General features: G+C 68.8%; 26 protein-coding genes and 1 pseudogene. 17 read left to right on the top strand and 10 right to left on the bottom strand.

Annotation, left to right across the window (positions count from 1 at the left end; genetic code table 11):
• Nucleotide 1 precedes the first annotated feature (1 nt).
• The 3 genes from BUB75_RS28770 to BUB75_RS28760 form a co-directional block, all read right to left on the bottom strand.
• Complete coding sequence (locus BUB75_RS28770) at nucleotides 2–1,363, bottom strand: FtsK/SpoIIIE domain-containing protein (protein WP_073261088.1); 1,362 nt, start codon at nucleotides 1,361–1,363, stop codon at nucleotides 2–4.
• A 65-nt stretch (nucleotides 1,364–1,428) separates the two neighbouring features.
• Nucleotides 1,429–1,851, bottom strand: coding sequence for a hypothetical protein (locus BUB75_RS28765; protein WP_073261086.1), 423 nt, complete (start codon nucleotides 1,849–1,851; stop codon nucleotides 1,429–1,431).
• A 257-nt stretch (nucleotides 1,852–2,108) separates the two neighbouring features.
• A complete protein-coding gene (locus BUB75_RS28760) occupies nucleotides 2,109–2,522 on the bottom strand; it encodes a hypothetical protein (protein ID WP_218617824.1) in 414 nt (137 codons plus the stop codon).
• A gap of 151 nt (nucleotides 2,523–2,673) precedes the next feature.
• On the opposite strand from BUB75_RS28760, the gene BUB75_RS28755 reads away from it, so the two are divergent.
• On the top strand, nucleotides 2,674–3,516 hold the full coding sequence (locus tag BUB75_RS28755) for a GntR family transcriptional regulator (protein WP_073261082.1): 843 nt from the start codon (nucleotides 2,674–2,676) through the stop codon (nucleotides 3,514–3,516).
• Nucleotides 3,513–4,250 (top strand): HAD family hydrolase, encoded by a 738-nt coding sequence (locus tag BUB75_RS28750; RefSeq protein WP_084741845.1) that lies wholly within the window; start codon nucleotides 3,513–3,515, stop codon nucleotides 4,248–4,250. Before BUB75_RS28755 ends, BUB75_RS28750 begins: the two co-directional genes overlap by 4 nt.
• 605 nt (nucleotides 4,251–4,855) lie before the next feature.
• Here BUB75_RS28750 and BUB75_RS28745 read toward each other — a convergent pair.
• Nucleotides 4,856–5,905, bottom strand: coding sequence for a ParA family protein (locus BUB75_RS28745; protein ID WP_073261080.1), 1,050 nt, complete (start codon nucleotides 5,903–5,905; stop codon nucleotides 4,856–4,858).
• Nucleotides 5,906–6,822: 917 nt separating this feature from the next.
• Here BUB75_RS28745 and BUB75_RS28740 point away from each other — a divergent pair.
• From BUB75_RS28740 to BUB75_RS28720, 5 genes and pseudogenes are all read left to right on the top strand, one after another.
• Nucleotides 6,823–7,215 (top strand): hypothetical protein, encoded by a 393-nt coding sequence (locus BUB75_RS28740; protein ID WP_143175458.1) that lies wholly within the window; start codon nucleotides 6,823–6,825, stop codon nucleotides 7,213–7,215.
• 58 nt (nucleotides 7,216–7,273) lie between these two features.
• Complete coding sequence (locus BUB75_RS28735) at nucleotides 7,274–7,834, top strand: RNA polymerase sigma factor (protein WP_073261076.1); 561 nt, start codon at nucleotides 7,274–7,276, stop codon at nucleotides 7,832–7,834.
• The gene (locus BUB75_RS28730) at nucleotides 7,831–8,634 is read left to right on the top strand and encodes a LolA-like protein (RefSeq protein ID WP_073261074.1); all 804 of its coding nucleotides are present in this window, start codon (nucleotides 7,831–7,833) and stop codon (nucleotides 8,632–8,634) included. Before BUB75_RS28735 ends, BUB75_RS28730 begins: the two co-directional genes overlap by 4 nt.
• A 123-nt stretch (nucleotides 8,635–8,757) precedes the next feature.
• Nucleotides 8,758–8,988 carry a DUF433 domain-containing protein gene (locus BUB75_RS28725; RefSeq protein ID WP_073261581.1) on the top strand — a complete coding sequence of 77 codons (231 nt, stop codon included), beginning with the start codon at nucleotides 8,758–8,760 and terminating at the stop codon, nucleotides 8,986–8,988.
• Nucleotides 8,989–8,996: 8 nt separating this feature from the next.
• Nucleotides 8,997–9,355: pseudogene (locus BUB75_RS28720) on the top strand (DUF5615 family PIN-like protein).
• On the opposite strand, the gene BUB75_RS28715 reads toward BUB75_RS28720, so the two are convergent.
• Both BUB75_RS28715 and BUB75_RS28710 read right to left on the bottom strand, forming a co-directional pair.
• On the bottom strand, nucleotides 9,324–10,172 hold the full coding sequence (locus tag BUB75_RS28715; RefSeq protein WP_073261072.1) for a phosphoenolpyruvate hydrolase family protein: 849 nt from the start codon (nucleotides 10,170–10,172) through the stop codon (nucleotides 9,324–9,326). The pseudogene BUB75_RS28720 and the gene BUB75_RS28715 overlap by 32 nt on opposite strands.
• Nucleotides 10,169–11,392 carry a Tm-1-like ATP-binding domain-containing protein gene (locus BUB75_RS28710; RefSeq protein WP_073261070.1) on the bottom strand — a complete coding sequence of 408 codons (1,224 nt, stop codon included), beginning with the start codon at nucleotides 11,390–11,392 and terminating at the stop codon, nucleotides 10,169–10,171. The genes BUB75_RS28715 and BUB75_RS28710 overlap by 4 nt, the downstream gene beginning before the upstream one ends.
• 115 nt (nucleotides 11,393–11,507) lie before the next feature.
• Here BUB75_RS28710 and BUB75_RS28705 point away from each other — a divergent pair, with 115 nt between their 5' ends.
• Together BUB75_RS28705 and BUB75_RS28700 are read left to right on the top strand one after the other, a co-directional pair.
• The gene (locus BUB75_RS28705) at nucleotides 11,508–12,896 is read left to right on the top strand and encodes an aminotransferase-like domain-containing protein (RefSeq protein ID WP_218617822.1); all 1,389 of its coding nucleotides are present in this window, start codon (nucleotides 11,508–11,510) and stop codon (nucleotides 12,894–12,896) included.
• Nucleotides 12,897–12,906: 10 nt separating this feature from the next.
• The gene (locus BUB75_RS28700; RefSeq protein ID WP_073261068.1) at nucleotides 12,907–13,344 is read left to right on the top strand and encodes an SRPBCC family protein; all 438 of its coding nucleotides are present in this window, start codon (nucleotides 12,907–12,909) and stop codon (nucleotides 13,342–13,344) included.
• On the opposite strand, the gene BUB75_RS28695 is transcribed toward BUB75_RS28700, so the two are convergent.
• Entirely contained in the window at nucleotides 13,338–14,273 is a 936-nt protein-coding gene (locus BUB75_RS28695) for a helix-turn-helix transcriptional regulator (RefSeq protein WP_073261066.1), read from the bottom strand. The genes BUB75_RS28700 and BUB75_RS28695 overlap by 7 nt on opposite strands.
• Before the next feature lie 88 nt (nucleotides 14,274–14,361).
• Between BUB75_RS28695 and BUB75_RS28690 the strand changes: the two genes are divergently transcribed.
• Nucleotides 14,362–14,769 carry a VOC family protein gene (locus tag BUB75_RS28690; protein ID WP_073261064.1) on the top strand — a complete coding sequence of 136 codons (408 nt, stop codon included), beginning with the start codon at nucleotides 14,362–14,364 and terminating at the stop codon, nucleotides 14,767–14,769.
• Here the strand turns inward: BUB75_RS28690 and BUB75_RS28685 are convergent.
• Both BUB75_RS28685 and BUB75_RS28680 read right to left on the bottom strand, forming a co-directional pair.
• Nucleotides 14,726–15,481, bottom strand: a complete 756-nt coding sequence (locus BUB75_RS28685; protein WP_073261062.1) for a nucleotidyltransferase — start codon at nucleotides 15,479–15,481, stop codon at nucleotides 14,726–14,728. The two genes, BUB75_RS28690 and BUB75_RS28685, sit on opposite strands and share 44 nt — an antisense overlap.
• 3 nt (nucleotides 15,482–15,484) lie before the next feature.
• Nucleotides 15,485–16,153 (bottom strand): class I SAM-dependent methyltransferase, encoded by a 669-nt coding sequence (locus BUB75_RS28680; protein ID WP_073261060.1) that lies wholly within the window; start codon nucleotides 16,151–16,153, stop codon nucleotides 15,485–15,487.
• 58 nt (nucleotides 16,154–16,211) lie between these two features.
• Here BUB75_RS28680 and BUB75_RS28675 point away from each other — a divergent pair, with 58 nt between their 5' ends.
• The 6 genes from BUB75_RS28675 (at nucleotide 16,212) to BUB75_RS28650 (ending at nucleotide 22,507) form a co-directional block, all read left to right on the top strand.
• Nucleotides 16,212–16,622 carry a phosphatase domain-containing protein gene (locus BUB75_RS28675; RefSeq protein WP_073261058.1) on the top strand — a complete coding sequence of 137 codons (411 nt, stop codon included), beginning with the start codon at nucleotides 16,212–16,214 and terminating at the stop codon, nucleotides 16,620–16,622.
• A 292-nt stretch (nucleotides 16,623–16,914) separates the two neighbouring features.
• The gene (locus BUB75_RS28670; protein ID WP_218617821.1) at nucleotides 16,915–17,274 is read left to right on the top strand and encodes a type II toxin-antitoxin system RelE/ParE family toxin; all 360 of its coding nucleotides are present in this window, start codon (nucleotides 16,915–16,917) and stop codon (nucleotides 17,272–17,274) included.
• 16 nt (nucleotides 17,275–17,290) lie between these two features.
• Nucleotides 17,291–17,581 carry a helix-turn-helix domain-containing protein gene (locus BUB75_RS28665; protein WP_073261054.1) on the top strand — a complete coding sequence of 97 codons (291 nt, stop codon included), beginning with the start codon at nucleotides 17,291–17,293 and terminating at the stop codon, nucleotides 17,579–17,581.
• Nucleotides 17,582–17,805: 224 nt separating this feature from the next.
• Complete coding sequence (locus BUB75_RS28660; protein ID WP_073261579.1) at nucleotides 17,806–18,855, top strand: AbrB family transcriptional regulator; 1,050 nt, start codon at nucleotides 17,806–17,808, stop codon at nucleotides 18,853–18,855.
• Between the two features lie 28 nt (nucleotides 18,856–18,883).
• Nucleotides 18,884–19,177, top strand: a complete 294-nt coding sequence (locus BUB75_RS28655) for a DUF6510 family protein (RefSeq protein WP_073261052.1) — start codon at nucleotides 18,884–18,886, stop codon at nucleotides 19,175–19,177.
• Nucleotides 19,178–19,237: 60 nt separating this feature from the next.
• Nucleotides 19,238–22,507, top strand: a complete 3,270-nt coding sequence (locus BUB75_RS28650; protein ID WP_073261050.1) for an ATP-binding protein — start codon at nucleotides 19,238–19,240, stop codon at nucleotides 22,505–22,507.
• Here the strand turns inward: BUB75_RS28650 and BUB75_RS28645 are convergent.
• Nucleotides 22,504–23,181 carry a hemerythrin domain-containing protein gene (locus BUB75_RS28645; RefSeq protein ID WP_073261048.1) on the bottom strand — a complete coding sequence of 226 codons (678 nt, stop codon included), beginning with the start codon at nucleotides 23,179–23,181 and terminating at the stop codon, nucleotides 22,504–22,506. The two genes, BUB75_RS28650 and BUB75_RS28645, sit on opposite strands and share 4 nt — an antisense overlap.
• A gap of 76 nt (nucleotides 23,182–23,257) precedes the next feature.
• Between BUB75_RS28645 and BUB75_RS28640 the strand changes: the two genes are divergently transcribed.
• A complete protein-coding gene (locus tag BUB75_RS28640) occupies nucleotides 23,258–23,926 on the top strand; it encodes a hypothetical protein (protein ID WP_143175456.1) in 669 nt (222 codons plus the stop codon).
• Nucleotides 23,927–23,983: the final 57 nt, after the last annotated feature.

The following is a 23,983-nucleotide window of genomic DNA, read 5'->3' as shown; positions in this document are numbered from 1 at the left end:
GTTAGGCCGCTTCCTGCTCGTCGTTGAGGATCGGGCGGGGTCCGAAGTGCGGGGCGTAGAGCTGGCAGGTCTCGGCGATCGCGTCGTCGTCGGGGTAGCCGAACCGGACGCGGACCGGGTCGGGGTCGTCGTCGAGCCGGACGTACGCGACGCCCGGGAGTGCTCGGGGGATGCGGTCGCAGAGCGCGCCACGGTCGCGGGCTCCGTCGCCGAGGACCATGTCGACCTGTTCGGCCTCGGTGAGACGCAGTGCGATCCGGGTCGGGAAGAGGTCCCGGAACGGCACGACGTCTTTACGCGGGTCCTGTACTGCCGCGACGACCAGGAACCCCGGTGCCCGACCCTGCGACAGTAGGAGCGAGAGCGCGGCCTTGATCCGATCGCGCAGCTTGCGGTCCGAGAGGTACGCCGTGAGCGCGGCGAGCTCGTCGACCAGGACGACGATCAGCGGATCGCCCGGCGTCGGCGTGTGCTGACGGGTGACGCCCTTGAGCCGCTGAGTCCGTGCCTGCATGCGGTCGGCGGCTTCCTCGAGAAGTTCCGTCATCGCTTCGGCGTCGGTGTCCTCGTAGCGAGCGAAGAGCGGCTTGCCGAACGTCATCTCCATGCCGCCCTTGGGGTCGATGACCCACAGCTCCACCGATCCGTGCGCCACCAGCGGAGCCAGCGCCCGGATCAGCGACCAGAGCACCGAGCCCTTGCCCGCACCCGAAGCGCCGGCCACCAGCACGTGAGTCCCGAGCAGTGCGAGCAGGAACGGCACGGCGTCCTCGGTGCGGCCCAGCTCGACCCGACGCAGGTCCGGCACGTCGACGATCGGCAGCGGTCCGAGCGGCTGTTCGAGCGGATCGCGGTGGTAGAACCGCAGCGTCACGACGCCAGGCTTCAGCTCTCGGGCTGTGCAGCGGTAGGCGCCGAAGACGTGCCGCAGATTCTCCGCGACCAGCGCGAACCGTTCCGGTGTCTGCCCGTAGAGCAGGCGGACCCGCAGCTCGTCGGCCCAGCGGGTCGACCGAACCCGACGGATCAGCGGGAGGTACTGCTTCTCATCGTGGACGACCGCGAGCTGACCGCCGATCATGGCCGGACGCCACAGCCTCCGGTACCGGACCATCAGCCGCCACTGACCGAGTAACCGCGCACCCACGACCCGCCGGAACGAGGCGGGATGCGCCAGCCACCAGGCGATGACGAAGAGCACCGCACCGGTCAGCAGCGCCGCCGGCCCTGGCCAGTCCCACTTGCCGTAGGCGAGGAGCAGCACCAGCGCGGGACCGGTGATGAGCCCTCTCCGGACGAGCCAGACGAGGAACCGGCCGAGAGCACGGAAGCAGACGCCGAGAATCGACATCCACAGCGGCATCACCCAGCGTTCTCGGGTGATCAGTCCAACCCGAGCTAAATCGTCAGCACGGTATCCGTTCACCTTCATGCTTGATCGCCTCCCGGACAGGCAGCGTCGGATTCGGTGGCCCACTCGGGCCGCTGGGGAAGGAAGTCCTGACCCCGGAAGTTCTCCGGGATCGCGTATCGCTCGGCCGCTTGCTCCGGTGTCGTCCCATCGACAACCGCGAGCTGTTCGGGTGTCGCGCCGTAGTGAATGGCCCAGCGACCGGCGGTCACCGCGAGGCGTTCGAGGTGTTCAGCGGTGGCCCGATCGGTGGCGACCTTGAGCAGGTACCGCGACCGGAGTTCGATCGGATCGCGGCGGGCGGGGTCGAAGGCACCGGGCAGCGGTCGCAGTCGCGTGACGAATGTCGACACCGCCGACTGCACGCCGCCGTTCAGCACCAGCCACTCTGGTCGCTGCGTGATCAGATCGGGCCGGTAGAGGTGTTCCGGGCCGGTCATGCCGCCTCACCACCCCAGGCGTTCCGGGGCAAGAACCGGCCCCGTGCGTCGCGGAGCGGTAGCGGCACGAGGCCCGCGCAGTCCGGGCACTCGCCGCGCACCAGAGCGCCGGCCGGGCGAGCTTCGTGGCAGGTGACGCAGTCCCGGGTAGCCGAGCGCCGCGCCGAACGTTGATCAGTCACGAGGTCTCCCAGGGAAGGGGGCGCGGCCCGGACGAAGGGGAAGATCCGGGCCGCGTCCGGTCAGGTGGTCAGCCGTCACGCGGCCTTGCTCGGCGCGGCGTGGGCAGCGCGGCCCGGGGAGCGCATCCCGGTCGCGCGGTAGGAGTAGGCGACCCGTCCTCGGCACTGCGGGTGGTTGCCGCCCTTGCACCGGGAGCCGTCCACGTACGGGAAGACCGTCAGGTCCTCGAACTCGACCGGCCGGAACGGCGTGCCCGCGAGGGCATCCGGGAGCACCGGCTGAGCCGGGGCGACGATGATGACCTTGAGCTCGGCCTGTCCGCGCTTCTGCGCGTCTTCGTCGCCGTCGACGCAGCGCACGACCCACATGCGCTCGCCGGTTTCCTTGTCACGCTTTTGGATGTCTGCCGCTCCGGACTGCTTCCGCTCGAAGTCGACCTCAGGCTCGACGGCCATCGCGAACAGCCCTGCTGCGAAGGCCGTGTCCATGCTGATTCGCATACGTCCCTTGATCACGCGAACTCCCTGTGGTCGCCCGCTGCCTCTTTGGCAGCGCTAGGAACCTGTCCAGCATGCCTAGCCAAGTTGAGTTTCGCAAGGGATCTTTCTAGGTTGTCTAGCCAGGCTTTAGGGTGGGGGCATGAGCCTTGACCCGGACGACCCCCGTCCGCCCTATCAGCAGGTGGCCTCTGACCTGCGGGCAAAGATCCTCACCAAGCACTTCGAGCCCGGCGAGAAGTTGCCGTCCGGTCCGGAGCTGTCCAAGCACTACGGCGTGGCACGGATGACCGTGCAGCAGGCGATCCGGATTCTTCGCGACGAGGGCCTGATCGTGTCCCGCCAGGGAAGCGGCGTCTTCGTCCGTGCCCGCACCGAACGACCGGTCGGCTTGCGTCCGCACATCGAGCGCGCCTTCGAGGCCGAGCACGTCACCGTGGACTTCGCCGGGTTCTCAGGCGAGACGCTGGCAGGCGTCATGGCCGAGCCGCTGGACAAGATCCGCGCCGGCCGTCTCACGCCGAAGTCCATCCACGTCCGCGCACTGGTCCCGGACACCTCGACGCCGTGGGCACTACCCGTCCGCGCCGAGGACTTGGAGGACGACCCGGAGTTCCGGGAGCGCGCCGCCGGCATCACGAATCGCAGCCTGTCCGCGATCACCGAGGCCGTGCACGAGCTGGGATCACTCGGACTCGTCCAAGACGCGAAGGCCGAGGTCCGCGTCCACAGGGCAGCGCCGCTGTTCAAGCTCTACATTCTGAACGGGGACGAGGTCTTCTTCGGCTTCTACCCCGTCACCGAGCACACCGTGACCATCAAGGGAACGGAGCACGTCGTGTACGACCTCATGGGCAAGGACGCCACCTTGTTCCACCACTCCGTGACCGAGGACGACACCAGCATCGGCACGCAGTACGTAGAGCAGGCGCGCCTGTGGTTGGACAGCATGTGGAACACCGTCGCTAGAGACCGCACGCCGTGACCAGCGACGCGGTTGACGATTCCGGGAAGCTGACCGCGCTGCTCTCCCAAGCCCGCTACATCCTGCTCGACTTCGACGGACCCGTCTGCAAGGTCTTCGCCGGCCTCCCCGCCGCGAGCATCGCCGCCGACCTTCGAGACCTGGTCGTCAGCCGCGGAGTAGACCTCCCCGCCGAGCTGCATGACACCGGCGACCCGCTGGCGATCCTCCGATGGGCAGCCGACACTGACGACGAGCTAGCCCACCTGGTCGACAAGGCACTGACCGACGCCGAGGTCCGCGCCGTCGCCACCGCCGAACCCACCCCCGGTGCCCGCGAATTCCTCGAAGCCTGCCAAGCCACCGGTCGCCCAGTCGCCATGGTCAGCAACAACAGTGCCGAAGCTATTCGCGCCTACATTGATCGCCTCGGGATCGCCCGGCTTGTGATTTGGGTTGAGGGCCGCGATCATGAGCGACTAGCCGAGATGAAGCCTTCGCCTCACCTTCTACATCGCGCATTGGTCGCCCTACACGCGAATCCGTCAGAGGCGATATTTGTCGGCGACTCCGTCACTGACATCAAAGCTGGCCAAGCCGCAAAGATACTTACCCTTGGCTATGCGAACAAGCCCGACAAGATAGCCACGCTCGGTCACGCAGGAAGCGCGGCACTAACCGAATCTATCGGCTATCTCGGCCAAGCCCTCTGGCCACCTAAACAAGGCGAATCCCTCTTGGATAGGAATCCTTGAACTTCATAGAATCTTATGGATTCCCCTTACCACGACACCGATTGTCTCAATTGCGGCTAGCGCATCGCTAGGACTTAGGGTAAGCAACAGGGCCGAGTCAGCCGGATCAATATCGCAGGCATGGACGATCTGGTTCCGCCGGTAGACAACTAAGCCTAACGCTTCGGTCACTTTGGCAGACCCTGCACCGAAGGCTTTCGACCAGACCTTTTCGACGCCGACAGACGATAGTCCTTGAGCGATGCTGTCCGCTCGCTGGAATGTTTCCTTGGCAAGCCGTTGCGAGACGTGAGCGACGGCAGCGAGTTGTAGTTCAGTACTGTCGCGTGCCCCTACGAGTTCAGCTACCACCCCGATAGGCAGACCAATTTTCGTGGTTGGCCCACCCACTCGCGATCCGCACAGCATTTCGACGCTGTAGTCGAGTAGAACCCCATGCATGTAGGTGTCAAGAGCAGCGACCGCTTGGACTAGGGCAGCTCGGTATATGTCCGTAGCGTCCAGTGCGCCGGAGGTCAAGCGTTCTACCGACTCTCCGAGACCGACGAGTTCCTTAGCTCTCTGAAAATTGATCTCGAACTGCTTGATTCGCTCCCTGAGCATAATCAGCGCGCTGTGGCAGCGGCCAGCAAGAGTATCCGATCAGCCAACTCTTCGAAGGTTTGACGGAAGGTCGCAATGCTGGCCTGCTGAGTGCTCCACAACTTCCCCGAACGCCCGATATCCTCTTGGGTGAGTGTGAATACTGGCTTGCGTTGTTGTTGGGAAATGGCGATCAAAGTATTAAAATCAGAAATCTCGGAAAGCAGATAGTCGGTCATTCCGGCCGACTCATAGACTTCGTCGGGTAGCATCAAGCCATTCTTCTTGAGCGCAGGGACAAGAGCGCCGTTGATTGCGGAACCCAACTTTTCGAAATATGCCGCGAAAGCCTTTGTAGGCTTTCCTCCGCGCAGACGAAATCGCTGGACAACCAGCCCAAGAAATTTGATATCGGGGGCACGGAATGGATAGTCAGCATTCGCCAAAACTTCAAGCTGAGAGGCCCTCCTTGCCCAGTCGATCCAACGCGGAATCACGCGAGAAAGTGAATCTACCGCCATTACAGAGAAGACGTCCGGACTGCATGGCACGATAAATGCATCGGACGTTGCCACGAGGTTTTGATTTACGGCCCCCAGCCCCGGGCTCAAGTCAATCAGGACGAAGTCGGCATTGTAGGCTTCTGCCGTAAGATCGAATAGATGACTGAAGCTTCCAGGTAAGTTCCTAAGCCCTTGCAGCGATTCCGAAAGTTGTTGGGCGATTCCCAACGATGTCTCGTCCTCCGCCAGAGCCACGTGACCTGGGACTAGAAACAGTCCATCCCGCTCTGGCACCGGAATGCAGTCGACAGCCTTCAGCGGCACCGGACGAGATTTGAACGCCGGTTCGAGCGCTTCTTTAAGATTGCGACCCGGCTGCTGCTTATAGAATTCCTCGAGAGCATCTTCGCCGCTTAAGTCAAGAACCATGCCCGTAAGATTGCACTGCGGATCAGCGTCCACCATGACTACTCGGTGACCGCGCTCGGCCAGCATCCAACCCACATTAAAGCAGGTCGTCGTTTTGCTCACTCCGCCTTTGTTATTGAAAAGAGCGATCTTGATAGCCATAAGCCCCCCAAATCCTTCGCATGTCGATACAACTCCCGAAACCTCGGGTCCCCGATGGCGATTCACCTGCAACCTACCTTGGCCGTGAAGTCTATATCGGACTGATCCACCTTCCAAGGCTTGGCGTTGCGCGATCTAGTCTCGACATCCCCAACCGAAGTACACCGTGCCGGCATTCTCCCTCCAAACGCTTTACAAATGCCCCGCTCTGCCGAATTGCGCTGTTTTAGATCAAGGGCCGGCCTGCGGCCGGCCAGCGCGCGCCGACGCGGGCGTCTGGCGACGCCGTCGGCGTACCGCGTCCGGAGCATGCGGCCTCCGGCCGGTCACCGGCCGCGCCGCCACGGCGTCGCACGCGACGTGCGGGAGCCGGCCACCGTCGGCGAGTTGGCCGCCGTAGCGGCACGCGCTACTTCGACAACCGGGCACTCAGGCTCCGGGGATGAGGCATCCCGCCTACCGTCGACCCAGGCAAGCCGAGCAGACCGTCATCGGGGTCGCCAGCCTCCATCGGATGCCTTCACGATGTGGTGACAGGTGGCGACCCCGACGCCGCCCCGCTCCCCGGAGGGTGGGTCGACGGCAGACGGGATGCAGGTAGGAGGGTCCGTGCGCGGGCCATCCACGGGCCAGAAGCCGAGGGAACCCAGTGGTCAACCAGGCCACTACAGACCACGATCACCAGCGCGAACGCCGAGCGTCTTGCGGTACTGGTGCGATTCCCAAGCTGACAGTGCGGGTTCGATTCCCGTCACCCGCTCAGAGGTCGGGGCTCTGTGTCTGCGGAACGCGCAGACCAGGGCCTCTTCGCCATTTCGCTCCGGGGCCGAGCCCCGGACACCCCACGGTGCGAGGGTTGCTGTCGCGGGGTCGCCCGAGCTTGCTGGGGAAATCGTGGTTCGCTAATACTCTTGTACGTGCGCGGAGCCTCAGTCGCCAGACGGCAGCGAAGCGATCCGGCAGGGCAACGCGCGATCTCGGTTGGGGAAGCGTTACGCCGGTGGGTCAGATCCGTCGTCCTGGCCAGCCTCCTCTGCGTTGTCGCCGCCTTGTTGTCAGCGGCCTTCGACATCGAGGTTCCCACCACGGCGATCGGAGTCGTTTACGCCACGGGCTTCTTCGACCCGTCCGACCGACACTGGATGCGCGCGACCCTTATCGGAGTTGTCGTGGCGTTCCTCCTGGTAGTCCCCGGAGGAGCGTTGTTAGCGTTGTGGGTCCCCGAATCCGGGCAGGTCGTCGCGGGGTTCGGATTCGGATTCTTCTTCGGGGCTCTGGCCTACGCGAAAGTGACCCAACGGCGGGCGTGATCTCGCCGGTGCCGGACATGTGCGAGGGTGCACTGCCCTCGCTGCTCCCGGAGCGTCCATGTCTGAGGCACGATTCCGTGCTCTGTATGCCGACACCTTCGCCGACGTATGGCGGTTCGCCCGGCGTCGCGTGGAGTCGTCCGCCGAGGCCGACGACGTCACCGCGGAGACGTTCGCCGTCGCCTGGCGTCGATTAGCGGACGCACCGACCACCGACGCGCGCCTCTGGCTGTTCGGCATCGCGCGCAACGTCCTCGCGAACCACCACCGAACCGAGCGTCGACGAAACCGCTTGACCCTGCGACTCGGTGCGGTGAGCACCGCCGCCGCAGCAGAACCCCTCGAAACCGACCCGACGGTCTGGCACGCCCTGGCTGCCCTGTCCGAGTCCGACCGGGAGTTGCTGCTGCTCCGAGCCTGGGACGAGCTGAGCGTCAGCGACATCGCGACCCTGCTGGACACCACGGCGGCCCGCGTCTCGTCCCGCCTGCACAAGGCGCGGCTTCGCCTCGCCCAAGAACTGCAACGGCTTGATCCGGACGACGTTCCGCGGCGAGATGTCGGCGGCAGCGGACAAGTACCGGCCGATCCCCGAGGGAACAGGAGGACCGCACGATGACCGACGAGGAACTGTTCGCGCTCCGCGGTCTGGACCCCGCCCGTCGCGACGCGCCGCCGGCGCCGGGATCGCCCCGCTACTCAGCGATCCTGGAGAAGGCCATGACCACCGAGAAGGCTCACCGTTCGCATCGATCTGCCTGGATCATCGGCGCCGCAGCGTCCGTTGCCGCCGTGCTGGTGACGCTCGGCTTCGTGTTCAGCCCGGACCAGTCGAAGCCCGCGTCGGCAGCCGAGCAGGTACGGAGCGCCGCCACCGCCACCGGTGACGTCGATTCGCTCCGCGCGCGCCTCACCCGGACGTCCGACGATGGGACCGAACGAGGCACCGGCGAGTTCTCCGGCACCGACGCCACGGTGACGATGAACGGCCCGAACGGCACCGAGCGAACCACCGTTCTCGGCACGACGCTGTACGAGGTCGTCAACGGTGAGGTTCGTACCTCGCGGATACCGGCGGGATACGTCACGCCGTTCGGACCCGCCGCCGAGGCCGTTCTGTTGGCGGTCCTCAACGACGGGAAGGTGACCCGCAGGGGCACCGAAACCGTCGGTGGACAGCAGGCGCGGCGATACGGCATCGAGCTCACGCCGACCGCCCGGCAGAGGCTCGCCGCGCTGTCGCCGGGAGAACTCGCGTGGTTCGAGTTGGAGTACCCGTCGGCGGTGTCCCGGATCGAGGTCTGGGTGGCGGACGACCTGATCCGCCGCATCACGGTCACCGCCCGCGACGGCTCGTCGACGACCGAGTTCTACGACTTCAACGCCCCCATCAAAATCCGCCCCCCATCCGGTTCCTGACCCCACACCACCGGGTGTACACTCGTTGGAATGAGATGGCCTACGGGGATGCCCGTCGGCGGCGGAACGACCACCGGACGAGACGTGCCGTTGCTGACCGACTTGCGGAGTGAAGTCCGCCACATGGTGTTCGACCGGATCACCGTCGACCCGGCGGTCATGAACGGCCAGCCGTGCATCCGCGGTCTGCGCCTTCCGGTGGCGACTGTCGTCGCCATGGTCGCCGACGGGATGACCACCGACGAGATTCGCACTGAGCTTCCTGACCTCACTCCCGATGACGTCGCAGAGGCGCTCCGCTTCGCTGCGGCGGCCGTACAAGAGAGGGAGCTCCCGCTGAGCCACTCGGCGTAAACTTCCTGGTGGACAACAACATCTCGCCGCTCGTCGCGAAGAGCCTCACCGAGGCCGGTCACGACGCGACGCACGTCAGCGAGTACGGCATGCAGGCAGCGTCCGACCGGACATACTCGAACGGTCGGCGGCAGAAGGCCGAGTGCTCGTCTCGGCCGATACCGACTTCGGCTCATTACTCGCACTACGGCGTTCCCGAACGCCGTCCGTTCTCCTCATTCGCCGCTTGGTCGGTCGTCGCGCGGCGGACCAAGCGGCTCTGATCCTCGCCAATCTCGCGGCCGCGGAGGCTGATCTCGTCGAGGGCGCGGTGGTCGTGCTCGGCGAAGATCGGCTCAGGATTCGGCGGGTGCCGCTTCTTTCGTGAACGTCAGCGCCTTGAAGTTCTCGGTCTGCTTTCGGATGCCCACCTCCGTGGGAAGGCGCTCGATCGACGACGCTCCGAAGAAACCGACGACGCCTTCCGTGTGCGCCAACACGTACTGCGCATCCGCCGGCTCCGCGATCGGCCCACCGTGGCACAGGCACAGGATGTCCGGATTGACCCGCCGGGCGGCGTCCGCCAAAGCCTGAACCCGAGCCGCGGCCTCCGGCAGCGACAAGGCAGTGTGCGCGCCGATCGTCCCGGACGTCGTCAGGCCCATGTGCGGCACCAGGATGTCGGCTCCGGCTCGCGCCATGTCGGCGGCCTGCTCCTCGTCGAACACGTACGGCGCGGTGAGCAAATCCATCTCGTGTGCGGTCCGGACCATGTCGACCTCGTGCCCGTACCCCATCCCGGTTTCTTCAAGGTTCGCGCGGAACACCCCGTCGATCAGTCCGACCGTCGGAAAGTTCTGGACCCCGGCGAACCCGATATCGCGAACCTGGCGCAGGAAGTACGGCATCACCCGGAACGGATCGGTGCCGCACACTCCGGCCAGCACCGGCGTCCGGGAAACGACCGGGAGTACCTCGGACGCCATCTCCATCACGATCGCGTTCGCGTCACCGTAGGGCAGCAGGCCCGACAGCGACCCGCGGCCGGCCATCCGGAACCGGCCGGAGTTGTAGATGATCAGCAGGTCGATCCCGCCAGCCTCGGCCGACTTCGCGGTGATTCCGGTCCCGGCGCCGCCGCCGATGATCGGACGGCCCGCCGCGACGTTAGCCCGGAACCGCGCGAGAATCTCTTGCCTGCTCATGCCGATGCTCCCTTGATATACGCGTGCAGCGCTTCGGCTGCGGCGGCGCCGAACCCGGCGTCGTTGATCGCCACGTCCAGCTCGAACACCGAGACCTTCGATCCGGCCAGGCCGGACCGCAGCGCGTCGAACAGCGCCGCGTCCGCGGAAGCGTCCCGGAACGGCCCACCGTCGACGTCGATCGCGCTCACGCCGCGAAGCGGAAGGAACAGCGCGGTCGGGCCGGTAGCAGCCGCCAGCTTCCGCGCGATCCGGCGTCCGAGCTCGGCCATCTCCGCCGGCGTCGTCCGCATCAGCGTCACGGTGGGGTTGTGCACGAACAGGTTCCGTTCTCCGAATTGCTGCGGCACCGTCTCGCGCGGCCCGAAGTTGACCATGTCGAGCGCGCCCACGCTCACCACCTGCGGCACGCCGAGGCGTCCGGCGACCTCCAACCGCTGCGGGCCGGCGCTGAGCACGCCGCCGACTAGGTCGTCGCACAACTCGGTAGTCGTCAGGTCGCAGACCCCGGCCAGCATCCGCGACTCGACGAGCTTCTCCATCGCTCGTCCGCCGGTACCGGTCGCGTGGAAGACCAGCACCTCGTACCCGAGGTCGGTCAACCGCTCGCGTGCCTCGTCCGCGGCCGGGGTGGTGACGCCGAACATCGTCAGGCCGACGAGTGGCTTCCGGTCAGCCGCCGGTGCCCGCCGCTCGTAGGCGGCCGCCATCCCGGCGATACCGGCTGCGGCGTTGCCGAGGACTGCCTCGGACACCGAGTTGATCCCGGCGACGTCGACTACGGAGTACATCAGCGTGGCGTCCACCTCGCCGACGTAAGGCTGGACGTCGCCGCTGGCCATCGTCGAAACAAGCAGTTTGGGGACGCCGATCGGGAGCGCCTGCATCGCAGGCGCCGCCACCGACGAACCACCCGAGCCACCCACGGCGAGTAACCCGTGCACCCGGCCCTGGTCGAACAGCTGGCGGACGACGAGCGCGGCACCGACGCCCATCGCAGCCATCATCTCGCCGCGGTCGCGCCGTTCGCGCAGTTCGGAGGGGTCGGCGCCGGCAGCGCGCAGGACCTCGTCGGAGGGCACGTCCGCGAGCGTGCTGGTGGAGAACGAGCCGACGTCGATCGTCAGGACGTCGACGCCGGACTCGCGGAGCCGGTCGCGGAGCCACGTGTACTCGTCGCCCTTGGTGTCGAACGTGCCGAGCAGCGCAACGGTCGCCATTGACCTCACCTTTCGCCGGTTTGATCCGAGGCTAGGCCTGGCCGGTGGGCACGTCCGGGCCAATTCCTGCCGATTGGCCCACTCCGGGGGTGCCCTGCGGTGGCACAGTGCACCTGTGGCGACGACGGCACTGGACTCCAGCGAGCTGTGCCGTCTGCTCGGCCGCTGGACGACCGGCCGGGCCACGCTCGCCGACGACCTCGTCACCGCCCTGGTCGAACTGATCGACGTGGGGCTGGTCCCGGCAGGTGCCCTGTTGCCACCGCAACGAGGACTCGCCACCGCACTCCTGGTCTCCCGCGGCACGGTCACCGCCGCCTACGAGGCGCTGGAGGCGCGCGGTTACGTCGCCACCAACCGGGGCTCCGGCTCCCGCGTGCGCTCGGCCCGCGGTCAGCTGCACGCCCGTCCCAGCGGCCGCCTGTTCTCGTTCACTAGCGCACCGGCCGACGTCATCGACCTGTCGACCGGCTCGCTGCCCGCCTCACCGGTCGCCGCCGAGGTCCTCGGACGCCGCCCGAACGGGGAACTCACCGCGTACCTGTCCACCGATGGGTACTTTCCGGCCGGGCTGCCGGTGTTGCGCCAGGCGATCGCCGACCGATACACCCGCGACGGCTTGCCGACCCGGCCGCAGCAGATCCTGGTGACCTCGGGAGCGCAGCAGGCCACCTGGCTCGCGGTCACCAGCCTGGCGGGCAGCGGTGACCTGGTGCTGATGGAGGAGCCCACGTACCGGGGGGCGCTCGAGGTGGTTCGCTCGACGGACTCCCGAGTCGAAGGACTGCCGCTGGACGGCGGCGGCATCGACGTCGAGCAGGTTCGGCGCGCGCTGAGCCGCAAACCACAGGCCCTGTACTGCCAGACCGCGATCCACAACCCGACCGGCCGCGGCATGTCCGACGCCACGCGCAGCGAACTCGCGGCGGTGATCAACGGGGCCGGGCTGGCGACGATCGAGGACACCTGCTCGGCCGATCTGACGCTGAACGGCCCGGCCGTCGCGCGCACGCTCGCCGGTCTGGTGAACCCCGAACTGCTGATGACGATCGGCAGCGCGTCGAAGTTGTTCTGGGGTGGCGTCCGGATCGGTTGGATCCGCGCTTGCGAGACCCGGATCCACGGCCTCGTCGAGCTGCGGAAAGCGGTCGACCTGGCATCGTCGATCGTCGACCAGCTGCTGGCGGTGGAGTTGATCGGTCGCACCGATGTCGCCCGCGCGCAGCGGCGGACGATGCTGACCGACGCGCTGGCGGCGACCGAAGCCGAGCTCACCGCGGCGTTCCCGGAGTGGAGCTGGGCCCCGATCCGCGGCGGCTCCGGGCTGTGGGTCGACACCGGTCAGGACGCCGTCGCGCTGGCCGAACGCGGCAAGCGGGTCGGCGTCCGCCTGGCGGCCGGGCCGGGCTTCTCCACCTACGCCGGCCAACGCACGTTCCTGCGGCTACCGGTCTGGCACGAGCCGACCATGCTGCGGGCCGGACTGACCGCACTCAACCCCTAGGAGGACGTTCATGGCCCGGTCGTACTACAGCACGGTGTTCGAGCAGGATGCCGCCACGGTGTGGGCGGTGGTGCGCGACTTCAACGGCCTGGCCACGTGGTGGTCTGCCGCAGTGAGCGAGAGCCGGATCGAGGACGGCAAGGCCGCGGACCAAGTCGGTGCGGTTCGCGCGTTCAAGCTCGGTGAGTCGACGATCCGGGAGCGACTGCTCGCGCTGTCCGATCTCGACCGGTCGTACAGTTACGAGTTCGTGGACCCGGCGCCGTTCCCGGTGGTCGACTACGTGGCGACGTTGCGTGTGACGCCGGTGTCCGACGGACGCTCGTTCCTCGAGTACAGCGTCGTCTTCGACTGCAACGAGGCCGAGCGCGGCCACTGGACGTCGTTCTTCGCCACGCAGGTGTTCGACCCGGCGATGAAGGCCCTGTCCGAGTACCTGTCTCAGTAACGGCTCACCAGTTCCGCGCCGATCCGGGCCAGCTGTGCCCGGACCGGCGGCGGATCCAGTACCTCGACCTGGCCGCCCCAGCCGGCCAGGTTGCGGGCGATGTCCAGCGGAGTCGGGGCTCCGACCCGTACCTGGCTGCGGCCGTCGATCTCGGCGTCGACGTGGCAGTGCCGTCCGAAGTGGCCACGCAGGATCGGCACGAACCGGGTCTCGATCAGCACGGTCGCCCAGGTCCGCGAGCGTCGTTCTTCGACCTCGCCGACCACCTCCTCCCAGGCCTCCGCCAGGGCGAAGTCGTCCGGTCGGCTGCTGGGCTCTTCGGTCGGCTCGGCCTCCACGATTCGATCGACGCGAAACGTGCGGCGTCCGTTGTCGGTGCCCGCGATCAGGTACCAAACGTCGTCCTTGTCGACGAGCCCCCACGGGTCGACGAGCCGTTCGGTGCGTTCGCGCTTGCCGCTCGTGTAGACCAGGCGCACCCGGCGCCGCCGCACGACCGCGCTCTGCAGCAACTCGACGCGTTCGGGGCGCTGCCGCTCCCGCTCGCCCCAGCGCGTCGGATCGATCATCGTGGCGTCCGCTGCTGCCTCGGCGTCGGCGCGGAACGTCTTCGGTAGCGCCTGGACGAGCTTGCGGAGCGCTGCTTTGGCGTCGTCGGACACCGCCGCAGCCGGGCCCACCAGCAGGAACAACGCCTGTGCCTCGGTGGCTGACAGCCCGCTCAGGTCGGTCCTAGCGCCGCCCACCAGCGACCATCCACCGCCGCGTCCGGCCTGGGGGTAGACCGGGATGCCCGCGGCCGAGAGCGCCTCCAGGTCGCGGCGGGCGGTGGCGACCGAGATCTCCAGCTCCGTGGCCAGCTCTTTTGCGGTCACCCGGCCCTTGGCCTGGAGCAGCAACAGGGTGGCGACGAGGCGGTCAGCGCGCATGAATCGAGTTTCGCGCTAAAAGTGATCAGTTGGTGAGCACTTTGGCGCGGAAGATGGATTTCATCAACCAGAGAGAAGGAGCGCACCAATGTTGCGAGGGTTCACGACCATCACGTACTTCGCCGACGACGTTCAGGCGGCCGCGGACTGGTACACCGAGCTGCTCGGCGTCGAGCCCTACTTCGTCCGGCCGGAAGAGGGGCCGCCCGCGTACATCGAGTTCCGGATCGGCGACTACAAGCACGAGCTCGGTCTGCTCGACCGCAAGTTCGCGCCGCCGATCAAAGCGGGCGCGGGTCCGATCACGTTCTGGGCGGTGGACGACATCGAGGCGGCCTACGCCCGGCTGCTCGAGCTGGGCGCGACCGAGCACGAGAAGCCGATCGAACGCGGACCGGGCTACGTCACGGCGTCGGTGATCGACCCGTTCGGCAACGTGCTCGGCGTCATGTTCAACCAGCACTACCTGGACGTACTCGGCGAATTTCGTCGATGACCCACCGTTGGAACGCCCGGGCCTCCGGCCCGGGCGGCGGTGGTCCGCCCGCGCGGGCGGCGATCGACCGCTCAATCAATTCGGACGAACAGCCGGTGGACGCGATGCGCAGGCCGGCGTCGACTTTCGAGAGCCAACGGCCGTACCGGTGCTTCACGAGTGAACGGCACGCTCCGAGTACGGCGTCCTCGGTCGCGGGGAGCGCTAGCCACCAGGTGAGGGCCTCCAGCAGGAGTTGTTGCAGGTCGCCGGACGCGAGGTCGGCGAACATCTCGTCGGCGGGCGCACCGAGCAACGCTCGTCCGGACTGGTGCAGGATGCTGCGGTCGAGCGCGTACCAGAACCGGCCGTCCGCGGCGGGCCGGGCGTCCGGGTCGTGGGTCTCGCGGAAGTCCATCCGCGGCCCGGTGTTCAGCTCGACCTCAAAACCAGGTTCCACCGCACCCGATCGCGCCACCGCACTCCGGTAGACGACCAGTTCCAGACCCCTCGCCGGGCAGGCGAAGTTCTCGTGCCGAAGCGCGTCGACCAGCGCTCGCTTCTGCAAGTCCGGCACCGCATCCTCGACGACCAGCGCCACGTCGACGTCGCTCCGTCCGGGCTGGTAGGCGTCCAGCGCGATCGAACCGGCGGCGTAGGCGCCGGTGAGGTCGAGGATTCCTCCGGCTCTCGCGACCAGGGCGTCGAGGTAGCACTGGATCTCGCTGTCCATGCGTTACGCCTGCTTGCGGGCGAGGAGGAACGCGTGCGGGGCGGTCATCGTCTCGTCGGGCTCGCGCAGCATGCGGGTGTGGACCGTGATGCCGTTCGTCTTGAGCAAGCCGGCGATGCGGTCGACCGGATGCCGGAGATAGTCGAGTCCGAGCGGCTTGCCGAACGCCTCGGCGAGGTGGAGCGTCTCGGCGTCCGTTTGGAAGACGACCAGGGTGTGGCCGCCGGGCGCGAGGACGCGGGCGAACTCCGCGACGGCGGTGGGGAGAAACTCGTCGGCGACGTGGATGAGCGAGTACATCGCAGCGAGGCCGTGCACCGAGGAGGTCGGGAGCGGGAGGTCGAGCATCGAGCCGACCTCGAAGCGGGGGCGTGGATGGCGCTGCCGGGCGACCGCGACCATTTCTGGTGAGAGGTCGATGCCGATCATCGTGAGGCCGAGGTCCTGCAGAAACGCGGTCCGAAGCCCGGGACCGCACCCGACGTCCGCCACCAGCGGCCCGCGCTCGGCTGCGGGCCCGGCCGCGGGCGCTGCGTCGCGGCGGACCAGTTCGGCGAACGCGGTGAGGAACGCACGGTCGATCGGGCGTTCGGCGAGTTCGTCGGCGAAGTGATCGGCGTAGTCGGCGGCAATGGCGTCGTACGCAGCGCGCACCAGGTGGGGCTCGGTCACGGCTGGGGACGCTACCGAACCGGCCTCGGGCGGCGGTGCCCTGCGGCAGAGTAGGGACATGGCTGGCGTTGTCGAGTTGCCGTCGGGACTTCGCGTGCGCGGCCGGCGTCTGCGGGACCAGCCCGAGACACCGGCCGACTACCTGCTCGCGCTCGCCGAGGGTCCGCTGCCGGCGTGGCCGCATCGACGGATCGTCTGGCCCGACTTCTGGGTGCCCCGCGATCGCGCGGACGCCATCGAGGCGCTGCGCGACGCGCTGCAGCGGGCACGCGACGGGGCGTTCGTCGAGGTGGCGTGCGGCGGCGGCCGGGGCCGTACGGGAACGGCGCTGGCGGCGCTGGCCGTATTCGACGGCATGCCCGCCACCGAGGCGGTGGCCTGGGTGCGAAGCGCCTACCACCGCAGCGCGGTCGAAATGCCGTGGCAGGCGCGCTGGGTCCGCAACCTCGCCGTCGACGCCCGCGCGTAAAACAGACGCGCTCCCAGGGCGCCGGACAGAACGGACGCGGTCTCGTGGGAGACCGCGCCCGAGGATGGTAGGTGCCGGCCCGGCAGCCGCCTCGGCGAGTAACGCTCGTAGCGGGCGTGAAAGACGCATGCAGAGCGGACACGCTCGCCGCCTGTGGACAGTCCTTGGACCGGCTCGACAGCCGGTAACATAACTCATACCAACAAGATTGCCGCCGGGGTCGCCGTCCGACGATGAGAAAAAGCCGCGCCGGACATACCGAGGAAGGTATATGTTTAGTGCCAGGCGCTACGTGATCGAGCTAGAGCCCGAGGTCCGGGACTGGTTGGAAACGCTGACGCTCACGGAGTACGCGAAGGTCGAAGCAATGGCTGACATCTTGGCCGACCGGGCGGAGACGCTCGGCGAGCCGTACTCGCGTCATTTATCGGGGAAGACTCGCGAGCTGCGCTTCCACCTGAGTAAGGGGGCGGTTCGCATCAGCTACTGGCTCGCGCCGGGAGCCAGAGTCGTACTCCTGACCGTCTTCCGAAAGAGCAGACAGGTGGAGCGGGCAGAGGTCGAACGGGCGATCATGGCCCAGCAGGAGTGCGCAGCGGACCACGCGAACCATGCGCCCGCGACTGCACTGTACGAGCGGAAATGGAACTGAGGGTTCGGGGAGCGCGATGAACGCGGAACACGTCCGATGGGAGCGCACCGGCTCGGAGCAACATGCGGGTGCGTACGAAGAAGCGCGCGCCGCGCTTCTTCTTGGTCAGATGGTCTACGACCGCCGTACTGCGCTCGGACTGACACAAGCTGAATTGGCGGAACGGGCCGGCATGACCCAGCCGCAGCTGTCCCGACTCGAATCCGGTGGCGCTACACCGACAGTCCCGCTGCTCGCCAGGCTGGCAGCTGCCCTCAACGCCGACCTCGACATCACCTTCCGACCGCGCGGGCCGCTCGTCGCGTAAAGGAAGCAGCCGGACAGAACGGACGCGGTCTCGTGGGAGACCGCGCCCGAGGAAAGTAGGTGCCGGCCCGGCAGCCGCCTCTCGGCGAGTGGCCGCTCGTAGCGGCGAATGTTGAGGCCCGGGGGCATGGACCGGACCGGCACCCAGTAGAAGGCACCACCCCACCCGTTCATTCCCGCCCCACAAAAATTCGTGGCCGGACGGCAGAACCTAGGGTGGAGCCGATGGCCTGGATCCTGATCGGCGCCGCGGTCGCGCTCGTCGCGTTCGTGTTCACCGCGTTCGGGCTCCCGTCCGCGACGCTCTTCGCAGCCCTGCTCGTCGGAGTTCTGGTCTCGGTTCGCAAGACCGAACAGCCTCCGCGCAAGCTCCCGCCGCTCGCCAACCGCATCGGCCAGGCGTGCATCGGCGTGCTGATCGGTGCGCTCGTCCAGCCGAGTGCGCTCGGCGCGTTGGCGAGCGACTGGTTGGTGATCCTCGCCGCGACGCTCGTCACGCTCGTCCTGAGTTTGGTCGCGGGCATCGTGCTCGGCCTGCACCGCGACCTCGACCCGGTCACCGGCTCGTTCGCGCTGGTCGCGGGCGGGGCGTCCGGCCTCACCGCGATCAGCCAGGAACTCGGCGCCGACCAGCGTGTCGTCGCGGTTGTTCAGTATTTGCGGGTGCTGGTGATCGTCGTCGCGATGCCGGTCGTAGCCACCGCACTCCCCAGCGGCGACGGCACGAGCGGCGCCGCGCCCGCCGGTGAGCACGCCCCGCTCGTCGCCGACCTCCTGTTCACCGCCTGCTGCGCCGCGATCGGAGTGCTGCTGGCGAAGTACCTGCCGAAAGTCCCCGCGGTCGCGCTGCTCGGCCCGATGGCGATCGCGGCGGTCCTGACGGCCACCGGCGTCTCGCAGGGCGCCACCGTCCCCGATCCGATCGAGCAGGTCGCCTACGCGCTGATCGGGCTGCAGGTCGGTCTCTCGTTCACCCGGGAGAGCCTCCGGTCGGTCCGGCGGGTGCTCCCGCTCGCGTTGACGCTGGTCGTCGCGCTGCTGGTGGCGACAGCCGCAATCGGCATACCGCTGCTGAGCCTGGCCGGCGCCTCTCCGCTCGACGCCTACCTGGCCACCACGCCGGGCGGCCTGTACGCGGTCCTGGCCACGGCCACCAGCACCGGGGCCGACACCACGCTCATCCTCACCGTTCAAGTGTTGCGCGTGCTCGTCATGCTGCTGCTGGCACCGGCGATCGCGATGCTGCTGAGCGGCAAACGCGCCCGAAAAGAATGACTCCCGTCGGCGGCGGCCAGGCGAGAGGATGAACAGCGTGGACATCGAGGAGACCGACTACGCGTACGTCGACGGCAACGCCGCCGCGGGGCCATTGCAGGAGGTGCTCGCGGTCGAGCCGACCACCGTCCGTGGCGAGTGCTCGAGCTGCGGACGGACGTCGATGCTCGCCGATACCCGGGTGTACCTCGGTGGCCCCGGGTTGGTGATGCGCTGCCGCGGGTGCGGCTCGGAGCTGATGAGCCTGGTCAGCACCCCGGGCGTCACCCGGCTGGACGTCAGCGGCATCTCCTGCCTGAGCTTTACGACGACCGACGACTGACCTGTCCACAACCGGATAAAGAGGCTCTCGGACGCCGTCCGATCCGGTTATCTCCTAGGCATGGTTGTCTCGGACCACGGACCGATCACGGTGTGCGTGCTCGGCCCGATCCGCGCGGCCCGGGGCGACGTCCCGATCGACCTCGGCGGGCCACGTCAGCGCTCGGTCATCGCCCGGCTGGCCGTCGCCAGGCGCCACGTCGTCTCCACCGACCGGCTGATCGACGACCTCTGGGAAGGCGAACCACCGCCCAAGGCGCTCGCCACGCTCCAGGTACACGTCTCGCACCTGCGCCGCGCGCTGGAACCGGAGCGGCAACGCCGGTCCGCAGCCACGATCCTGGTCAGCGCCGCACCGGGTTATGCGCTCGCGCTGGACGACGACGCTGTTGACGCCTGGGCGTTCGAGGAACTCGTGGGCCAGGCCCGGAGCGCCGAGAACCCGACGGTCCGCCGCGACCTCCTCACCCAAGCGCTCGCGCGCTGGGCCGGTCCGGCGTACGCGGAGGTGGCCGACGCCTCCTGGGCCGCTCCGGAGATCATCCGCCTCGACGGGCTGCGGCTGGTGGCCTTCGAGAGCAAGGCCGACGCCGACCTCGAGCTGGGCCAGGCCGGCGCGCTCGTCCCCGACCTCGAGCGGCACTTCCACGACCACCCCACCCGCGAGGACGCCGTCCGGCTGCTGAGCCTCGCGCTCTACCGCAGCGGCCGCCAGGCGGACGCTCTCGCGGTCCTCCGCCGGGCGCGCGCCCACCTGGCCGACGAACTGGGGCTCGATCCGGGCCCCGAACTCCGCGAACTCGAAGCGGCCATGCTCGCCCAGGCACCGAGCCTCTCGCTGCCGACCCCGCCCGTGCGCGTGACCCGCGCTGCCCCGCCGCCCACAGCGTCGATCGCCGAGGACCACCGCTCTCCGGAATTGCGCCGCGTCCTCGGTGCGATCGAGGGACGGACGACCGCGGGTGTCGTCTGGGTCGGCGGCGAGGCCGGGGCCGGGAAGACCACGCTCGCCGAGGCCGTCACCGAACACCTGCGGACGAGGGGATGGCAGAGCGCCTGGGGACGCTGCCCCGAGGTCGACGGCGCGCCACCGGCCTGGGCCTGGAGCGAGGTGGTCCGCGTGCTGCCGGTCCGGGACGACCCGGCGCTGGCCGCGCTGCGCGCGGACCAGCCGACCGAGGGTGGCCCGGGTGACGCGTTCTGGCTGGCCAGGGCGGTGGCTGCGCAGGTGGCGGACGCCGCGGCCCACGCACCCGTACTGATTGTTCTGGACGACGTCCACCGCGCCGACGGCCTCACGCTGCAGTTGCTGCGCCGCCTGGTCGACGAGGTGGCGCAGCTGCCGGTTGTCGTCCTAGCTACCTACCGCAGCTCGGAGGCGGACGAACAACTGGCGGCGACCCGCGCCGCGCTCGCCGTCACGACAACGCACCACGAGGCGCTGACCGGGCTGGACGACGCCGGCATCGGGCGGCTGGCTCGCAGCTCCGGGCTGCCGCTGGTCGACGCCGAGGTGATCGCGCTGCTGCGGGAGCGCACCGGAGGTAACCCGCTGTTCGTCCGGGAGCTGGCGCGGTTGATGGCAGCCGAGGGTCTGGCGTCAGCTCGCGGGAGCGTCCCGACCGGTGTGGGCGACGTGCTGCGACGGCGGATCGCCAGGCTTCCCGGTCCGTCGGTGACCGTCTTGCGGCAGGCTGCGGTCCTGGGCCGCGAGGTGGACGTCGACCTCCTCGCCGAGGTGGCCGGTCGCGACCCGGACGAGGTGATCGACGCGCTGGAGACCGCGGTGTTGGCCGGGCTGCTCGACGAACCGGCGCCCGGCCGGGTCCGGTTCGCACACGCGCTGGTCCGGGACACGCTGTACGCGGACACGCCGGTGCTCCGGCGCACCCGGCTGCATGCCGCAGCGCTGGCGACGCTGTCCGAACAGCACGCCGACGCTGCCACGCTGGCCCACCACGCGGTGGCGTCGGCGGGCACCGCGAACGCACGGTCCGCGATCGGGTACGTGATCGCCGCCGCTCGGGCCGCCGCGGCGCTGGGCGCGTCGGCGGAGGCGGCCGCGCACTGGGCGACCGCCGTCCGCCTGCACGACTTGGCCGGCGCACCCGCCGACGAGTCGCTGGTCGAGCTGCTGCTGCCGTCGATCTCCGCGCACGCCAGGGCCGGGGACACCGATACCGCACGGGAGCAGCAGGTGGCCGCGGTCCGGATCGCGACCCGGCTCGGTAACTCGGAACTGCTGGCCGCAGCGCTGTCTGCCTGGGACGCGCCGCTGGTCTGGCGGGTCCGCGACCAGAGCCGGCAGAACCCCGAACTGCTGCGACCGCTGCTCGCTCTACTCGACCCGGCGAGCGGAACTTCGCTGCTGCCTAGCGTCCGCACAACGTTGTTGATCGCGTTGTTTCGGGAGGTCGAAGGCGAGGACGACGACCTCGCGCTCCAGGCGAGCGCGGAAGCGCTCGGCCTCGCCCGGGCGAGCGACGATCCGCGGCGGCTCTGCGAGGCGCTCAACGCGCGGGCGTACGCCGCGCTCGGACCGGACCTGATCGACGAGCGCGACAACCTGGCCGCGGAGCTGCACGCGGTCGCGGAGCGCGCCGGGTTGGTGGAGTACCAGGCCGTGGCGCACTGGTTACTGTTCCTGGCCGCGGCGGCGCGCACCGACCTCAAGCTGGCCAAGGGGCACGTCGACCAGGCGGTTGCGCTGTCCAGCACCGGTCAGTTCGCGCACCTGCTGGGGGTGTTCGGGATCTTCTCAGCCGCGCTGCTGGTGCTGGCCGGCCGGCTGGACGAGGGACGCGAGCGGTACGAGGCGGTCGCCGCGCGGCTGGCCGAGGCGGGGCTGACGAACGGCGCGATGATGGCGATGATCGGCCGCTTCACGGTGGGTTTCGCCCGTGGTGACCTCTCGAGCGCGGTCGCCGACGCGGAGTGGCTGCACCGCGCGATGCCCGGCATCCTGACCGAGGTGGTCGTGCTCTGCCTGCTCGACGCCGGACGGGAGCCGGACGCGCGGGCGGCCTGGCAGCTGCGGTCACCGGCCAACAGCCGGGACCACTACTGGCTCGTGGTCACGGCGCTGCGCGCACACGCGGCGGCGCGGCTCGGGGACGTCGCGGAGGCGGTCGCCGCCCGGGACGCGCTGCTGCCGTACGCGGGGCGGATCGCCGGGCTGGACTCCGGATCGATGCCGGTCGGGCCGGTGGACGACGCGCTGGCAGCGGTGGCGGAACTCGAGGGCGACGTGTCGCGGGCCGCTCGGCACCGCGCGGATGCGGCGGCGGTACGCGAGCGGGTGGCCACCGAGCTCCGCGCGCTCGAAACCTAGGGTCCGAACACGGCCCGCTCGCGCTTGCGGAACCGCGGCCCCAGCACCGCGAGGAGCAGCCGGATCACCAGCCCGCCGTCGGCCTTCAGCGCCGCGAGTTCCTCCGGGGTGGTGACCGCCACGATCCGGGGGACCTCGAACGCCAGGTCGGCGCGCTCCCGGATCTGCCGCTCGACGCCGTCCCAGTTCGCGACCGACACGTAGGCCTCGATGATCGGCAGCAGCGCGGCTTCCTCGTCCGCGATGTGTTCGGAGAGCAGGTCACGCAGCTCGGCGAGTCCGACCGCGAGCGTCGTCGCGGTGTCCTCGTCCGGTTCGGCCGCGAAGGCCGCCGCTGCGACGCGCAGCTGGTCCAGTCGCGGGTCGAGTTCGGCATGGTCGTCGGTGAGCCCAGTGAAGTCGATCCGCGAGCCCGCCGAGGCCTCGACCACCGGGCGGAGGACGGCGTCCTCGACCGTGTGATGGTGGTGGACCGAGTCGCAGAACGACACGAGGTAGGCGGCGATCGCGCGGGCCCTCGGGCGGTCACAACGGGTCTGACCAGCGGCGATGTCCTCGACCAGCGCGGCCAGCCGGGCGGCGTCCGCGAGCATGACGCGGTGTGCGAGGCGCAGGCCCAGCGTGTCGGGGACCGGGTCGCCGGGGTTGCGGGGTCGGACGTCGATCGGGCGCATCGAGATTCCTCTCCGGACGGGGACGACCGGACGATCCGTGGCGCCGCTTGCGATCGACTTGCCAACCTGATCACAAGTGCGCGGGCGCACAGTGCGGGCGTTCGGATCCACCGACTTCGAGGAAGACGAGGACACGATGACCGCAGTCTCCGCGCCGCTTGCCCCCACCGAGGCGCCGGATCACCGCGCCGGGCTCCGCATGCGAGCCCTGGCCGTGGTGGCCGGTGGGGTGCTGTTCGCGCTCGGCAACGCCCTGCACCCCTGGGAGCACAACGAGGCCGCGCTGACGTACCCGACGTGGGTGCTGTCGCACCTGACGTTCGCGGCCGGCGCGCTGCTGATCGCCGCCGGGTCGGGTGCGCTCGCGCAGCGGCTGGCGCCGTCGCGGGTGGCGCTCGTCGGCCTCGGGCTGCTCTGGCTGGGGATGGTCCTGATGCCGGTGGGCGCCTACGCCGAGGCGTACGTCGCGCCGGCCGTCGACCAGGACGTGTTCGCCGGCATCGAGGAGTCCGCCGCGATCCTGAACGTGGTGTACGCGCTGCCGGTACTGCTGGGACCGCTGCTGATCGCGTTCGGGACGCTGCGACACCGGCTGCTGCCGGTCTGGGTGAGCCTCGCGCTCCAGGGGACGTTGATCGGTGCGGTGCTGGGGCCCGCGCTGCCCAAGGAGGGCTACGGGATCATTCCGGGCACAGTGGTGTTCGGTTTTGCGATCGCCGCAGCCGGCTGGGCGGCGAGGCGGTGACGTGATTGCCGGGCCGCGATCGGGGCGCCCTCACCGCCCCGACCGCGGCGGTGGAAC

The sequence above is a fragment of the Cryptosporangium aurantiacum genome, assembly GCF_900143005.1.
GTDB lineage: Bacteria > Actinomycetota > Actinomycetes > Mycobacteriales > Cryptosporangiaceae > Cryptosporangium > Cryptosporangium aurantiacum.
Note: the sequence above shows the minus strand (reverse complement) of the source record. Positions and strands in the feature narration are given on the sequence as shown.

Coding starts and splice junctions, on each gene's coding strand:
- BUB75_RS28770 (WP_073261088.1), bottom strand. CDS start 1,363: ATGCCGCTGTGGATGTCGATTCTCGGCGTCTGCTTCCGTGCTCTCGGC.
- BUB75_RS28765 (WP_073261086.1), bottom strand. CDS start 1,851: ATGACCGGCCCGGAACACCTCTACCGGCCCGATCTGATCACGCAGCGA.
- BUB75_RS28760 (WP_218617824.1), bottom strand. CDS start 2,522: ATGGACACGGCCTTCGCAGCAGGGCTGTTCGCGATGGCCGTCGAGCCT.
- BUB75_RS28755 (WP_073261082.1), top strand. CDS start 2,674: ATGAGCCTTGACCCGGACGACCCCCGTCCGCCCTATCAGCAGGTGGCC.
- BUB75_RS28745 (WP_073261080.1), bottom strand. CDS start 5,905: ATGGCTATCAAGATCGCTCTTTTCAATAACAAAGGCGGAGTGAGCAAA.
- BUB75_RS28735 (WP_073261076.1), top strand. CDS start 7,274: ATGTCTGAGGCACGATTCCGTGCTCTGTATGCCGACACCTTCGCCGAC.
- BUB75_RS28730 (WP_073261074.1), top strand. CDS start 7,831: ATGACCGACGAGGAACTGTTCGCGCTCCGCGGTCTGGACCCCGCCCGT.
- BUB75_RS28725 (WP_073261581.1), top strand. CDS start 8,758: ATGGTGTTCGACCGGATCACCGTCGACCCGGCGGTCATGAACGGCCAG.
- BUB75_RS28715 (WP_073261072.1), bottom strand. CDS start 10,172: ATGAGCAGGCAAGAGATTCTCGCGCGGTTCCGGGCTAACGTCGCGGCG.
- BUB75_RS28710 (WP_073261070.1), bottom strand. CDS start 11,392: ATGGCGACCGTTGCGCTGCTCGGCACGTTCGACACCAAGGGCGACGAG.
- BUB75_RS28700 (WP_073261068.1), top strand. CDS start 12,907: ATGGCCCGGTCGTACTACAGCACGGTGTTCGAGCAGGATGCCGCCACG.
- BUB75_RS28695 (WP_073261066.1), bottom strand. CDS start 14,273: ATGCGCGCTGACCGCCTCGTCGCCACCCTGTTGCTGCTCCAGGCCAAG.
- BUB75_RS28690 (WP_073261064.1), top strand. CDS start 14,362: ATGTTGCGAGGGTTCACGACCATCACGTACTTCGCCGACGACGTTCAG.
- BUB75_RS28685 (WP_073261062.1), bottom strand. CDS start 15,481: ATGGACAGCGAGATCCAGTGCTACCTCGACGCCCTGGTCGCGAGAGCC.
- BUB75_RS28675 (WP_073261058.1), top strand. CDS start 16,212: ATGGCTGGCGTTGTCGAGTTGCCGTCGGGACTTCGCGTGCGCGGCCGG.
- BUB75_RS28665 (WP_073261054.1), top strand. CDS start 17,291: ATGAACGCGGAACACGTCCGATGGGAGCGCACCGGCTCGGAGCAACAT.
- BUB75_RS28660 (WP_073261579.1), top strand. CDS start 17,806: ATGGCCTGGATCCTGATCGGCGCCGCGGTCGCGCTCGTCGCGTTCGTG.
- BUB75_RS28655 (WP_073261052.1), top strand. CDS start 18,884: ATGAACAGCGTGGACATCGAGGAGACCGACTACGCGTACGTCGACGGC.
- BUB75_RS28650 (WP_073261050.1), top strand. CDS start 19,238: ATGGTTGTCTCGGACCACGGACCGATCACGGTGTGCGTGCTCGGCCCG.
- BUB75_RS28645 (WP_073261048.1), bottom strand. CDS start 23,181: ATGCGCCCGATCGACGTCCGACCCCGCAACCCCGGCGACCCGGTCCCC.